Below are 13,622 nucleotides of genomic sequence, written 5' to 3'. Positions count from 1 at the left end.
CTAAGGGGACTACCTATACGATGGTGAGGTCTGCCAAAATCCTGAAAGCGTCATAGCCTGAGTTGCCTTCCGGCAGAAAGCGCCGAGAAGCGCCGTTTCCTTATAAATCAGTATTTTCAGCTCCGGAGAAGGTTGAGTGTCCTTCTCCGGACACACTGATTAAAAAACTGCAAAAGTGCAGCCGGGGCTTCGTTGACTCCGGGCAATTGGAATAGTAGTACAACCACTGTTGTACAATGAGCGCAGCACCATATGCCCTGCTACCGTACGGAAGTGTATAAAAAAAAGAGTTGCCTGGAGAAACCCTCTCCAAGCAACTCTTTTCAGCTTCTTGATACTTTATAAAAATCTTTCTTGTCATCAATCGTCAATGTCAATCACCCTCATTTTAGAGTCAAATGTAATTTCCCAACGATTAGACAACTTTATCTCATACTCATTGTCATCGTACTCAATCTGAAGAATTCTTGCATCCGGATAATTGGTCTTTACATAGTTACGTATCGCTTCCGGTACAATCTGTGCAGGAACTTCACTTTGTCTGCATCGTACCTCCTTCCATTCTCCCGATTTATCAAATTCTACCTTCTCCCCATTCGTGAACACCACATCATAGCTTTTATAAAACATTCCCGACTCTAATTTAGCCATTGCCACCTTATGGTCTTTAAAGTAAGTCTTAATAAATGTCTGCGCCTTCGCGGGCAACTGGCTCACCTCTATCGGCTTATCATTATCCGCCATTACCATTGTATGCACTGCAAACATACAAACCAACATCATAACTAACTTTTTCATACTTCTCTATTTTTTAATAATTAATACTTTATTTGTTTTTTGTATTGCAAAGATGAGAAGGAAATCTGGAAAGAATTGGGAAAAAAACTCTATTTTTGGAAATGAAAAAAAAAAATCTATTTTGAAAATGGGTGTTGTGGCTCTTCACCTATGAATTTTTGTTTGCAATGAATATTATTTAAAGACACAATAGACTATTATGGCTATGAAAATATTAAATCAGTTTATCGATGATTTTGTAGGTGTTTTCCAATATCGGTTTATGGATACCTTTCAATATTTTAAAGAAAGGAAGAAAAGTGAATATTTAGGAGATAGATTTGAGGAATGGGTTGTGAAGAACTCCAATATTAGTAAAGATGGTTATTCGGATCTATGTGATAAGAAAATATTTTGGCGGCTTTTAGATTGGAGAGGTGATAAATACATTGAGGGTTATAGGCCTCTGTCTTCATCATCTCCGGATTTGTTGATGGAGTGTGTTACCACAGCGAGTACCATTCATGAAGTTGGAGATATTATAGCTGTAGAATGTAAATGGCGAAGTAAGATAGGTTTTTATCTCGATATAAGAGACATTGAAAAGTACGAGAGGTATATGAATTCTAATCTGTTGAGCCGTCCGGTAAAAAACTTGTTTTATGTTTTTGGCTTTGGATGGTGTGGTGATGGTCCGGAATCTGTTTATGTAGTTCCTGCCAGAGAATTGTACGATTATGATAAAGATACCTGTAGAATAACGTTCCCTATTAAAGAAACCGAGAAGGAGAAAATGGGTAGATTGGAGCGCTTTAAGAAGAAAGACAATAGATGCCTTCTGTACATCAAGTAATGACATTTAGAGCGATACGGCAGAATGTTAGATATTGATTAAACTATAAAAATCAGTAAAGTACTACTGTATACCGATAAAGTATGCAGTAGTACTTTGTTATATAAACTCGAATCAACTGTTATTGTTTGGGTCGCCGTCAATCTTTGTGGCGAAGGCTATTACTGGCATCTAATGCGGTTTGCAACCTTTCCCAGTCGTCACAAAGCGCCTGCATGGAAGGAAACAATAAATCAGCTCCGGCATCCAGTAATACCTGCTTGTCCAGTGGACCTGTATTGACTGCTACAGTGAATATGCCTGCTGCTGTTCCGGCTTGTACTCCGATAGGTGCATTTTCTACAACTATAGCTTCATTGGCTTGTACTCCGGCTTTTTCCAGTCCCATCAAATAAGGCTCAGGATGGGGCTTCCCGTATTTCACATCAAAGGCGGTCACCATGTGGTCGCGCTGAAACATACCGGGGAAGTTATGGGCAAGGCGGTTCAGCAGGGAGTGTTGGCCCGAACCGGTGACAAGTACCGGAGTAAGTCCTGCCGCTTTTACCTTTTGCAGTACTTCCCAAGCACCCGGCATACGTTCCGGTTCCGGGTGGGTACTGAATTCGGCACTTTTCTCTGCATAGATGCTTTCTATCATCTCGGGAGTGGCATCCTTGCCATACTGGCGTTGATAAACGATATTGATGGTGGAGGCTCCGGTACGTCCCTCGTGCATGTATGCCTCTTCACGGCTCAAGTGCAGGCCATGGCGTTTCATTACTTTATGCCAGGCATCGGCATGGTAGGGCATGGAGTTGAACAGTACGCCGTCCATGTCAAAAAGAACTGCTTTCAATTGGATGTTGGAATGCCCGTGCTTTTCCAGATAACGGGCGATAGAGTTTTCGAACACTTGGTAGATTGAGGATTAAAAATTAAGAAATGCAGGGTAAATAAATTGAGAGTTGAAAATCGGGAAACGGCTTTTCATTGCGCTTATTGCACAGTCATTTCTCAATTCTCAACTCTCAATTCCTGATTTATCAAAGTCTTGCCTGGATGGCTTTGGACTCTTCTTCGTAGCCCGGCTTGTTCAGCAGTGCAAACATATTCTTCTTGTATGCTTCCACACCCGGTTGGTTGAATGGATTGACTCCCAGAATGTAACCGCTGATGCCGCAAGCTATTTCAAAGAAGTAGAGCAGACCTCCGATGCTTTCTTCATTCAGTGCAGGGATAACGATGCGCATGTTGGGTACGCCGCCGTCAACGTGGGCAAGCTGTGTTCCCAATTCGGCCATCTTGTTCACTTCGTCCACGTGCTTGCCTGCCAGGAAGTTCAGTCCGTCGAGATTCGCTTCGTCCGAAGGTACCTGCAGGGAGTGCTGTGTCTTTTCCACGGAGATGACAGTTTCGTAGATGGTACGTTCGCCTTCCTGAATCCATTGTCCCATGGAGTGCAGGTCGGTGGAGAAATCTACGGCAGCAGGGAAGATACCCTTGTTTTCCTTACCTTCGGATTCACCATAAAGCTGTTTCCACCATTCGCTTACGTAGTGCAGTTTGGGATTGTAGTTTACGAGGATTTCAATCTTCTTGCCGTTCTTGTAGAGCTCGTTACGTGTAGCTGCATAGATGGCAGCGGGATTTTCTGCAAACGGAACATCTTTTCCACAAGCCTTTTCCATGGCAACTGCACCTGCAACCAGTTTCTCAATGTCGAAACCTGCTATTGCGATGGGCAGCAAGCCTACCGGAGTCAATACAGAGAAACGTCCGCCTACGTTATCGGGGATGATAAAGGACTTGTATCCTTCCTTGTCGGCCGTTACGCGGGCAGCGCCTTTCTTGGCATCGGTGATGGCAACGATAACCTTCTTTGCCATATCCTTGCCGCGTTGGTCTTCGCATTGCTTTTTCAGCAGACGGAACGCCAGGGCTGTTTCAGTAGTAGTACCGGATTTGGAGATGTTGATAACACCGAATTTCTTGTCTTTCAAGTATTCGGTAAGCTCATATAGATAATCTTCACCGATATTGTGTCCTGCATACAGAATGACCGGAGCCGTTTTCTTGTCTTGCAACCAGGTGAAGCTGTTTGACAAAGCCTCTATCACCGCACGTGCACCGAGATAACTTCCGCCAATACCGGCAACTACTACTACTTCGCAGTTGTCACGCAACGTCTGTGCGGTAGCCTTTAGGTCAGCCAGGTGCTCTTTAGTGATGGAAGAGGGGAGGTGCAGCCAGCCTAAGAAGTCGTTGCCCTTACCGGTACCATTCTCTAATGCTTCCTGTGCAGCCTTTACTTGGGCTTCATAGGCGAAAACGTTTTCTTTGGAGATGAATCCAAGAGTCTTTTCAATGTTCAAACTAATCATAATATTCTAGGTTTTAAATTCAGTATTTCGTTTTATCTTTTTTCGCGCTTACCGGAATGAATCGGTAAGCAGCTTGATTTCAATCGTCGGCGAGATACGCTCATACAGAATGTTGTATACTGCATCTACAATAGGCATGTTGACATGATAATGCTTGTTGATTTCCTTGATACATTTTGTACCGTAATATCCTTCAGCAATCATTTCCATCTCAATCTGCGCGCTTTTCACGGAGTATCCCTTGCCAATCATCGTGCCGAATGTGCGGTTACGGCTGAAATTGGAATATCCCGTCACCAGCAGGTCACCTAAATAAACGGAATCATTTACGTTTCTGTTCAGTGGATGTACCGTTTGCAGGAATCTGTTCATTTCCTGTATGGCATTGGACATAAGCACAGCCTGAAAGTTGTCGCCATATTTCAGACCGCTGCAAATACCGGCTGCAATGGCATATACATTTTTCAGCACCGAACTGTATTCAATGCCGGCAACGTCATTACTGACAGAGGTCTTGATGAATGAACTGGCCAGTTTGCGGGCAATGGTGCAAGCCTTGTCGGTGTCGGGACAAGCAATGGTCAAGTAAGAAAGGCGTTCCAGAGCCACTTCTTCCGCATGGCAGGGACCTGCCAATACAGCAATATTCTCAGCCGGGACGCCATATTCCTTAGTGAAATATTCCGAGACAATCAAGTTGTCATCGGGTACAATACCTTTGATGGCAGTTATGATGAATTTATCCTTAATCTTAGTCTTCAGTTTCTTCAAGTGAACCTTCAGATAAGGGGAAGGTGTAACGAAGATGAGCGTATCAGATTCTTTCACGACATCATTGATGTTGGAGTTGAAGTTGATACGCTTGGTATCAAACTTGACGCCCGTCAGGTAGGCAGGGTTATGGCCAAGCCGTTTGAAGTCGGCAATACGGTCGTCTCGCCGCATATACCAGTTTATCGACTCCGCTTGGGCCAGTACCATTTTGGCAATGGCAGTTGCCCAACTTCCTCCGCCCATGATGGCTATCTTACCGGGTAGTTTCATATCGAAATTAATAATTAAAAACTAAAAATTAAAAGGGGGTGAAGGAGCGCGCCTTCACCTTCCTCCTATCTTTAATTTTGCCTATTTAATTCTTTAATTTTTAATTCTTAATTCTTCCGACCCAGTCAGCAACTTCGTTTACGGTCGGGTTTGCCAGTTCCAATTTATATTTCTTGTTGATACCGCAAATGTCCATGTGGAGTTTTTGCGGATTCACATCTTTCATGTCACTCACCAGGTTGTAGCCGGCCTTCTGGATTACAGCCACCCAATCTTCGGGGATGCCCAGTTCCGTGTATCGTGCAGGAGCATCTTTGGGGACAACCTTTTCCGGACGCATCTGCGGGAAGAAAAGCACTTCCTGGATGAAGGATTCGCCCGTCATCAACATTGTCAGACGATCGATACCAATACCGATGCCCGATGTGGGAGGCATACCATATTGCAATGCTTTCAGGAAGTCCTGGTCGATGAACATCGCTTCGTCGTCTCCCTTTTCGCTCAAGCGAAGCTGGTCTTTGAAGCGTTCTTCCTGGTCTATCGGGTCGTTCAGCTCGCTGTAAGCGTTGGCAAGTTCCTTGCCGTTCACCATCAGTTCGAAGCGTTCGGTCAGTCCCGGCTTGCTGCGGTGCATCTTGGTCAGCGGGCTCATCTCTACGGGATAGTCGGTGATGAAAGTGGGCTGTATGAAAGTTCCTTCGCAGAATTCTCCGAAGATTTCATCAATCAGCTTACCCTTGCCCATGGTGTCGTCAATCTCCATATTCAGTTCCTTGCACACCTGGCGGATTTCGTCCTCGCTCTTGCCTTCGAGGTCGTATCCGGTCTTTTCCTTGATGGCTTCCAGGATGGGCAGACGGCGGTAGGGAGCTTTGAAGCTGATGGTCTTGCCGTCTATTTCGGTTTCTGTGCAGCCATTTACGACGATACAGATGCGTTCCAGCAATTTCTCCGTAAAGCTCATCATCCAGTTGTAGTCCTTGTACTGCACGTACAGCTCCATACAAGTGAATTCCGGGTTATGGTTCTTGTCCATACCCTCGTTACGGAAGTTCTTGCCTATTTCATATACACCTTCAAATCCGCCCACAATCAGTCGCTTCAAGTAAAGCTCGGTGGCGATACGCAGGTAGAGGTCCATATCCAGAGAGTTATGGTGGGTGATGAACGGACGGGCGCTTGCTCCACCGGGGATGGATTGAAGAATCGGCGTCTCCACTTCCGTGTAGCCGGCTTCATCCAGCACGGCACGCATGGTCTTGATGACGGTGGCGCGCTTCAGGAATTTTTCTTTCACGCCGTCGTTCACGATAAGGTCTACATAACGCTGGCGGTAGCGGAGTTCGGGGTCTTCGAAAGAGTCGTAAGCCACGCCGTCCTTATATTTCACGATAGGCAGGGGCTTGATGCTCTTTGCAAGTACGGTCAGCTTCTTGGCATGGATGCTGATTTCGCCCATCTGAGTACGGAATACGAATCCTTCGATGCCGATGAAGTCGCCTAAATCGAGCAAACGTTTGAACACGGTGTTGTACATCTCCTTGTCCTCGTCCGGGCAGATGTCATCGCGGGTGATATATACCTGGATGCGTCCTTTGGAGTCCTGCAATTCGATGAAAGATGCTTTACCCATGATACGGCGGCTCATGATACGTCCGGCAACGGACACTTGGCGAGGCTCTGCATCGTCGTTGAATTCAGCTTTAATATCGGTAGAGAAAGCATTTGTTACATACTCTGCTGCGGGATAAGGCTCGATGCCCATCGCGCGAAGTTCATTCATGCTGTTGCGACGAATGATTTCTTGTTCACTTAGTTCTAATACGTTCATTTCGCTATATTTCACTCAATTTGGGTACAAAAGTACGAAACATTTTTCAGATAGAGAACCTTTTTCCTTGAAATATAGGGAACGGGGGTGACATTAACCCTCTCCTTCGGCATCCACCCATTCGATGTGCGGGGAGAGGAGGGTGCGTTCCGTCACTTGTCCGCATTGCCCGCGGTAGTATTCGGGGATGAAGCGTATCTGCACCGCAGTGATTTGCGCCGGACTCACTTCTTCTGGGGTGTCTACTCCGGTGCCTTCCGAACGGCAGGTGTAGTAGAACGTCCCGATGCCCTTGAGCTTTACGGAGTGTCCCGAGCTCATCAGCTTGCCCAGCACTTCACCAAGGTTCATTAATACTGCATAGGTATCTCCCGGGGTTACCGTAGACATTTCCGACAATAATCGGGCTATTTCATCCGTTGTATAGGGATGTCCTTTGGTGACGGCTCTTGGGTGCCATTTGTCGTCGCCTTTCTGTTTTACTTTCTTATAGAATGCCATGGGGGCTTGTTGTTATTATGTGTCCGGCTCAACCGGTAGGTCAGGCATGATTCATACGGTATGAATGTGCCAATCATACGGTATGATTATATCAATCATACGGTATGATTATGGTAATCATATCTTATGATTTATCATTGAACCGCAAAGATAGCATAAATCATCCGCATAGTGTGCAGGTTTAAGGTGTTTTTTCTGCTGTTCTGTTTTAAAAAAAGAGTACCTTTGCACCCGCTAAAAAGAAATAGGTATATAATATGGCAGGACAAAAGACTCCCACGGCGTTGGGAACGGAAAGTATAGGTAAACTCTTGATGCAATATGCCGTTCCGGCAATCATCGCAATGACGGCATCCTCTTTATATAATATGGTAGACAGTATCTTCATCGGTCACGGCGTTGGGACGATGGCTATTTCGGGATTGGCGTTGACTTTCCCGTTGATGAATCTGGCTGCGGCGTTCGGTTCGTTGGTAGGAGTGGGGGCTTCTACACTGATTTCCGTCAAGCTGGGGCAGAAGGATTATGACACGGCACAGTGTGTGCTGGGCAATGTTTTTGTGCTGAACATGGTACTGGGAATTGCCTTTACCATCATTGTCATGCTCTTTCTCGACCCGATTCTCTATTTCTTCGGAGGCAGTGACCAGACGGTGGGCTACGCGAGGGATTATATGCAGATTATCCTTTTGGGAAATGCCGTTACGCACCTCTATCTGGGGCTGAATGCAGTGCTGCGCTCTTCAGGGCATCCACAGAAGGCGATGTACGCCACTATAGCCACGGTGGTTATCAATACCATACTCGACCCGGTGTTTATCTATGTTTTTGGCTGGGGCATACGTGGTGCTGCCGTCGCTACCATTGTGGCGCAAATCATCTCTTTGACGTGGCAGTTCAAGCTTTTCAGCAATAAGGATGAGCTGTTGCATTTCCACCGGGGGATATTCCGTCTGAAACGTAAGATTGTATTCGATTCGCTCGCTATCGGCATGTCTCCTTTCCTGATGAACCTGGCAGCCTGCTTCATCGTTATCATTATCAATCAGGGGTTGAAGAAGTATGGTGGCGACTTGGCTATTGGGGCTTTCGGCATCGTGAATCGTCTGGTTTTCATTGTAGTGATGATTGTGATGGGGCTGAATCAGGGTATGCAGCCTATTGCCGGATATAACTTCGGGGCGAAGCTGTACGGACGGGTGAACAAGGTGCTGAAACTGACGATAATCTATGCCACGGCAGTGACCACTTTCGGCTTTTTGGTCGGTATGCTGGTGCCGGACCTGGTAGTGGGCATCTTTACATCGGATGCGGAACTGACAGAGCTTTCGGTCACGGGACTGCGCATTACGGTAATGTTCTTCCCGATTATCGGTTTCCAGATGGTGACTTCCAACTTTTTCCAGAGCATAGGCATGGCAGGCAAAGCGATATTCCTTTCCCTTACCCGACAGATGCTGATTCTGCTTCCTTGCCTGCTTATCCTGCCGCAGTTCTTCGGAGTGGCAGGAGTGTGGTACAGCATGCCGGTATCCGATTTGCTTGCAAGTTTGATAGCATTGGTGATGTTGGTTTGTCAATTCCGCAAATTCAGAACCTCTCCCTTGTAGGGATAGGTCGGGGGAGAGGCTCTGAATTTTTCTTCCTACTTTCTGCAGATATTCCGTAAGAATATTTATATTTGCTATCTGCAAACCAATAGATGAATAAGCGTATGGGCAATAATTTTATAATCAATATAGGCCGTCAACTGGGCAGTGGCGGACGGGAGATAGGCGAGAAACTGGCTGCCCGTCTGGGTATTGACTTTTATGATAAGGAACTGATTAGGTTGGCTTCTGAAGAGAGTGGACTGTGTTGTGAGTTCTTTGAGAAAGCTGATGAGAAAGCTTCACAAGGTATTATTGGAGGGCTCTTCGGCATGCGTTTCCCTTTTGTCAGTGACGGGGCTATCCCGGCCACGAATTGCCTGAGTAATGATGCTCTGTTCAAAGTGCAGAGTGACGTGATACGCAGATTGGCGGAGGAGAAGTCCTGCTTGTTTGTGGGGCGTTGTGCCGATTACATTCTGCGAGAACATCCACGCTGTGCCAATGTCTTCATTTCCTGCTCCAATGAGGAGCGCATCAAGCGTATTTGCCGAATGTATTCCATTTCTGAGCGTGAAGCGGAGGAGATGATGAACAAAGCGGACAAGAAGCGTGCCGAATACTATAACTACTACAGCTACAAAAAATGGGGAGCTGCCGAAACATACCACTTGTGTATCGATTCTTCCGTATTAGGTATTGAGGCTACGGTGGACTTTATAGAAGAGTTCGTCAAGAAGAAGCTAAGACTTTAAGGAATTAAAATTAAAGGCTGCGTAGTTGGGTTAAACCAACATTGCGCAGCCTTTAATTTTAATTCCTTAATTTCCTCCTACATCATTGTCAGCAGTATCATCTGTCCCGCCAGAATTCGCAGGAACATTGTCAATGGATATACCGTGGAGTAACCTACTGCCGGAGCATCATTGCCTGATGTCTGATTGGCGTATGCCAATGCAGGAGGGTCTGTGTTGCTACCTGCTATTAAACCCATCAGGGTGAAGTAGTTCACTTTGCAATAGAAACGGGCTATCATGCCGATTATCAACAAAGGGATGACGGTTATCAGGAATCCATAGCCTACATACAGTAATCCGCTGCCTTCTACTACTGTTTGTACAAAATGCTCACCGGCTTCTATACCTACACTGGCAAGGAAGAGTACAATACCGATTTCACGCAACATCAAGTTAGCGCTCATGGTGGTGTACGTCACAAGATGCATTTTGTGACCAAAACGTCCGATAAGGATTGCCACTACCAGCGGACCACCTGCGAGACCTAACTTAACCGGTGTCGGCATACCCGGGAATGCGATGGGGAGGCTTCCCAGCAGGATTCCTAGGAAGATTCCCACGAAAATAGTAACGATATTCGGAGTGTCCAAACGTTTCAACTGGTTGCCCAATACACCGGCTACACGCTCTACGGCATCTTGCTGGCCAACCACCATTACGCGGTCACCTACTTGAAGTACCAGATTGGGATCAGCAAACAAGTCCATACCTGAGCGGTTGATACGGGTTACATTTACACCGTACATACTGCGGAAGTGGAGGCTTCCCAGCTTCTTACCGTTGATTTCGGACTTAGTGACGAGGATACGACGGGAAACCATTGGGGTGTCCTGCTTTTCCCAGTCTACATGTATTTCTTTTCCGATAAAGGCAGCTACCGCTTCGGCATCTTCTTCGGAGCATACGATGAAGAGCTGGTCTCCTACGTGGAATACCGTTTCATGGTTGGGGATACTGACGTGCCCCTCATGGCGTATGCGTGAACAGACAAACGGACGTCCCAGGAAATCCTTTATCTGGAGCAGGGTCTTTCCGGAAATTGATTCGTTGCGTACTTCGAGGTGAAGCATGTGCGGCTGATGCTTTACATCTGCTTCCTGCGTATTGAGTTCCTGCTCCTCTTTCTTGAGGTTCACCCGGCAGATATAACGGATGGCTATGATGGAACCTATGATACCTACCACACCAAGCGGATAGGCGCAGGCATATCCCAATGCGATGGGGTCTCCCGTATAGTTTATTTGGTTCAGGGCTTCTTGTGCGGCACCCAGACCCGGAGTATTGGTTACGGCACCATAGAGAATACCTACTATCATTGGCAAGTCTATCCCTCCGTCAATGAAGTAGATGCTCAATGCTACTGCGATATTCAGCAACACGATACCGACAGCAAGCATGTTCAGCCGCATCCCCCCTTTCTTAAAGGAAGAGAAGAAGGAAGGCCCGACTTGCAGACCGATACAGAATACAAATAAAATCAAACCGAATTCGCGGATGAAATGCAAAATGTGTGTTTCGCCCGTGAAGCCAAAATGCCCCATCAGGATACCCGCAAAGAGGACGAATGTAACCCCCAACGATACCCCGAAAATCTTAATCTTACCCAGCAATACGCCCACAGATATTACGAATGCATACAAACAAACGATGTGAGCGACAGATGAAGGGTCCCATAACAAGCTTTCTAACCAATTCATAGTACCTTTTAATATGTCGTTTTTTTAAATTTCGCGCAAAATTACTTAATAAAAAGGAGGTGACAAAAGCTTTGTGGTACTTTTTGCTATATCAACTTTGCAAAAATAGGGTGTGTTTCCGGTGAATACGCTGAATCCGTATGGATGCGGAGTCATCTGTAAGTGCAATTTTCTCTAAAAAAAGATTTTGTTCTAAGTATTTCCTTATATTTGCAAGTCTCTTGATGACAAAAATGAATAGTATTCATCTATTTTAATTTTAAATAAACTATGGCAGACAGTAAAGAAAAACTCTTCTCCGACTTCTCTCCCGTTTCCACTGAGCAGTGGATGGAGAAAGTTACCGCAGACCTGAAAGGGGCGGATTTCGAGAAGAAACTCGTTTGGAAGACAAACGAAGGATTTAAAGTGAAACCTTTCTACCGTATGGAGGACCTGGAAGGTTTGAAGACGACAGATGCTCTTCCCGGCGAGTTCCCTTATCTCAGAGGTACCAAGAAAGATAACAATGAATGGCTTGTGCGTCAGGAAATCAAAGTGGAATGCCCCAAAGAGGCCAATGCCAAGGCGTTGGATATCTTGAATAAAGGTGTAGATTCACTCTCTTTCCATGTAAAGGCCAAGGAATTGAACGCAGAGTATATTGAAACTTTGTTGAAAGATATCTGCGCAGAATGTGTTGAGTTGAATTTCTCTACCTGCCAAGGGCATGTGGTGGAACTTGCGGAACTTCTTGTCGCTTATTTCCAGAAAAAGGATTATGATTTGACGAAGTTGCAGGGTTCCATCAACTATGACTACTTCAACAAGATGCTGGCCAAAGGTAAAGAAAAAGGTGATATGGTGGCAACAGCCAAGGCACTGCTCGAGGCTACCGCTTCCCTTCCGAAATACCGTGTGTTGAATGTGAATGCGTTGACATTAAACAATGCAGGTTCTTATATTTTCCAGGAGTTGGGTTACGCTTTGGCTTGGGGTAATGAATATATGAATCAGTTGGTTGATGCCGGTCTGCCGGCTGCAATGGTAGCCAAGAAGATTAAGTTTAATTTCGGTATCAGTTCCAACTACTTCCTTGAAATAGCCAAATTCCGCGCTGCACGTATGCTGTGGGCTAATATTGTGGCTTCTTACAGTCCTGAGTGTCTGCGCGACTGCGAAAACAAGGGTAAGGATAACGAGTGTCGCTGTGCAGCCAAGATGAAGATTCATGCGGAAACTTCTTCATTCAACCTGACTTTGTTTGATGCACACGTAAACTTGTTGCGTACGCAGACTGAGGCGATGAGTGCCGCCCTTGCCGGTGTTGACTCAATGACGGTTACTCCGTTCGACAAGACTTATGATGCTCCTAACGAATTCTCTGAGCGTATGGCGCGTAACCAACAATTGCTGTTGAAAGAAGAATCGCACTTCGATAAGGTTATAGACCCGGCTGCAGGTTCTTACTATATCGAGAACTTGACCGTCTCTATTGCCAAGCAGGCTTGGGACCTCTTCCTCGCTGTAGAAGAAGACGGTGGTTTCTATGCTTCCGTGAAAGCCGGAAAAGTGCAGGCTGCCGTAAACGAGAGCAACAAGGCACGTCATGCTGCAGTCGCCAAGCGTAAGGAAGTGTTGCTGGGTACTAACCAGTTCCCCAACTTCAATGAAAAGGCCGGGGATAAGAAACCGGTTGAGGCTACTTGCTGTTGCGGCGGCGGACATACGTGCGAAAAAGATGTTCCGACACTGAACTTTGACCGTGCTGCCAGTGAATTTGAAGCGTTGCGTCTCGAAACAGAGGCTTCCGGCAAACGTCCGAAAGCGTTTATGCTGACTATCGGTAATTTGGCCATGCGCCAAGCACGTGCACAGTACTCTTGCAATTTCTTGGCTTGTGCCGGATATGAAGTTGTAGACAACCTCGGTTTCTCCACTGTAGAAGAAGGTATAGAAGCTGCAATGGCTGCCAAGGCCGACATCGTGGTATTGTGTTCAAGTGATGATGAATATGCAGAATATGCTGTTCCCGCCTTCAAGGCTCTGAATGGTCGTGCCATGTTTATCGTAGCCGGTGCTCCTGCTTGCATGGACGACTTGAAGGCTGCCGGTATCGAGAACTTTATCCATGTCCGTGTCAACGTGCTGGAAACATTAAAGGAATACAACGCTAAACTTTTGAAGTAAG

The 13,622-nt window shown here is 46.1% G+C and carries 11 protein-coding genes; 4 read left to right on the top strand and 7 right to left on the bottom strand.

Features of this window, described 5'->3' with window-relative positions; genetic code table 11:
- Positions 1–360 precede the first annotated feature (360 nt).
- On the bottom strand, positions 361–798 hold the full coding sequence (locus tag HUX74_RS18750) for a PepSY-like domain-containing protein (RefSeq protein ID WP_005833165.1): 438 nt from the start codon (positions 796–798) through the stop codon (positions 361–363).
- 205 nt (positions 799–1,003) lie between these two features.
- Here HUX74_RS18750 and HUX74_RS18745 point away from each other — a divergent pair, with 205 nt between their 5' ends.
- Positions 1,004–1,630, top strand: a complete 627-nt coding sequence (locus HUX74_RS18745) for a hypothetical protein (RefSeq protein ID WP_138344988.1) — start codon at positions 1,004–1,006, stop codon at positions 1,628–1,630.
- A 139-nt stretch (positions 1,631–1,769) separates the two neighbouring features.
- Here HUX74_RS18745 and HUX74_RS18740 read toward each other — a convergent pair whose 3' ends face one another.
- The 5 genes from HUX74_RS18740 to HUX74_RS18720 form a co-directional block, all read right to left on the bottom strand.
- Positions 1,770–2,525, bottom strand: a complete 756-nt coding sequence (locus tag HUX74_RS18740) for an HAD family hydrolase (RefSeq protein ID WP_138344990.1) — start codon at positions 2,523–2,525, stop codon at positions 1,770–1,772.
- Positions 2,526–2,655: 130 nt separating this feature from the next.
- Positions 2,656–3,993: a glucose-6-phosphate isomerase gene (locus HUX74_RS18735; protein WP_117600007.1), complete on the bottom strand. Its 1,338-nt coding sequence runs from the start codon at positions 3,991–3,993 to the stop codon at positions 2,656–2,658.
- A gap of 48 nt (positions 3,994–4,041) precedes the next feature.
- On the bottom strand, positions 4,042–5,037 hold the full coding sequence (locus HUX74_RS18730) for an NAD(P)H-dependent glycerol-3-phosphate dehydrogenase (RefSeq protein ID WP_044467854.1): 996 nt from the start codon (positions 5,035–5,037) through the stop codon (positions 4,042–4,044).
- Positions 5,038–5,137: 100 nt separating this feature from the next.
- On the bottom strand, positions 5,138–6,868 hold the full coding sequence (gene lysS / locus HUX74_RS18725) for a lysine--tRNA ligase (protein WP_138344994.1): 1,731 nt from the start codon (positions 6,866–6,868) through the stop codon (positions 5,138–5,140).
- A 93-nt stretch (positions 6,869–6,961) separates the two neighbouring features.
- Positions 6,962–7,369: an HU family DNA-binding protein gene (locus HUX74_RS18720; protein WP_117600009.1), complete on the bottom strand. Its 408-nt coding sequence runs from the start codon at positions 7,367–7,369 to the stop codon at positions 6,962–6,964.
- A gap of 257 nt (positions 7,370–7,626) precedes the next feature.
- Here HUX74_RS18720 and HUX74_RS18715 point away from each other — a divergent pair, with 257 nt between their 5' ends.
- Both HUX74_RS18715 and HUX74_RS18710 read left to right on the top strand, forming a co-directional pair.
- Positions 7,627–8,979 (top strand): MATE family efflux transporter, encoded by a 1,353-nt coding sequence (locus HUX74_RS18715; protein WP_138344996.1) that lies wholly within the window; start codon positions 7,627–7,629, stop codon positions 8,977–8,979.
- A 104-nt stretch (positions 8,980–9,083) separates the two neighbouring features.
- The gene (locus HUX74_RS18710; protein ID WP_044467857.1) at positions 9,084–9,713 is read left to right on the top strand and encodes an AAA family ATPase; all 630 of its coding nucleotides are present in this window, start codon (positions 9,084–9,086) and stop codon (positions 9,711–9,713) included.
- A 77-nt stretch (positions 9,714–9,790) separates the two neighbouring features.
- On the opposite strand, the gene HUX74_RS18705 is transcribed toward HUX74_RS18710, so the two are convergent.
- A complete protein-coding gene (locus HUX74_RS18705) occupies positions 9,791–11,452 on the bottom strand; it encodes a putative transporter (protein ID WP_044467851.1) in 1,662 nt (553 codons plus the stop codon).
- 270 nt (positions 11,453–11,722) lie between these two features.
- On the opposite strand from HUX74_RS18705, the gene mutA reads away from it, so the two are divergent.
- Positions 11,723–13,621 carry a methylmalonyl-CoA mutase small subunit gene (mutA, locus tag HUX74_RS18700; RefSeq protein ID WP_044467850.1) on the top strand — a complete coding sequence of 633 codons (1,899 nt, stop codon included), beginning with the start codon at positions 11,723–11,725 and terminating at the stop codon, positions 13,619–13,621.
- The last annotated feature ends 1 nt before the right edge of the window (position 13,622 follow it).

It is taken from the genome of Bacteroides sp. Marseille-P8574 (genome assembly GCF_902825465.1).
GTDB lineage: Bacteria > Bacteroidota > Bacteroidia > Bacteroidales > Bacteroidaceae > Bacteroides > Bacteroides uniformis.
Note: the sequence above shows the minus strand (reverse complement) of the source record. Positions and strands in the feature narration are given on the sequence as shown.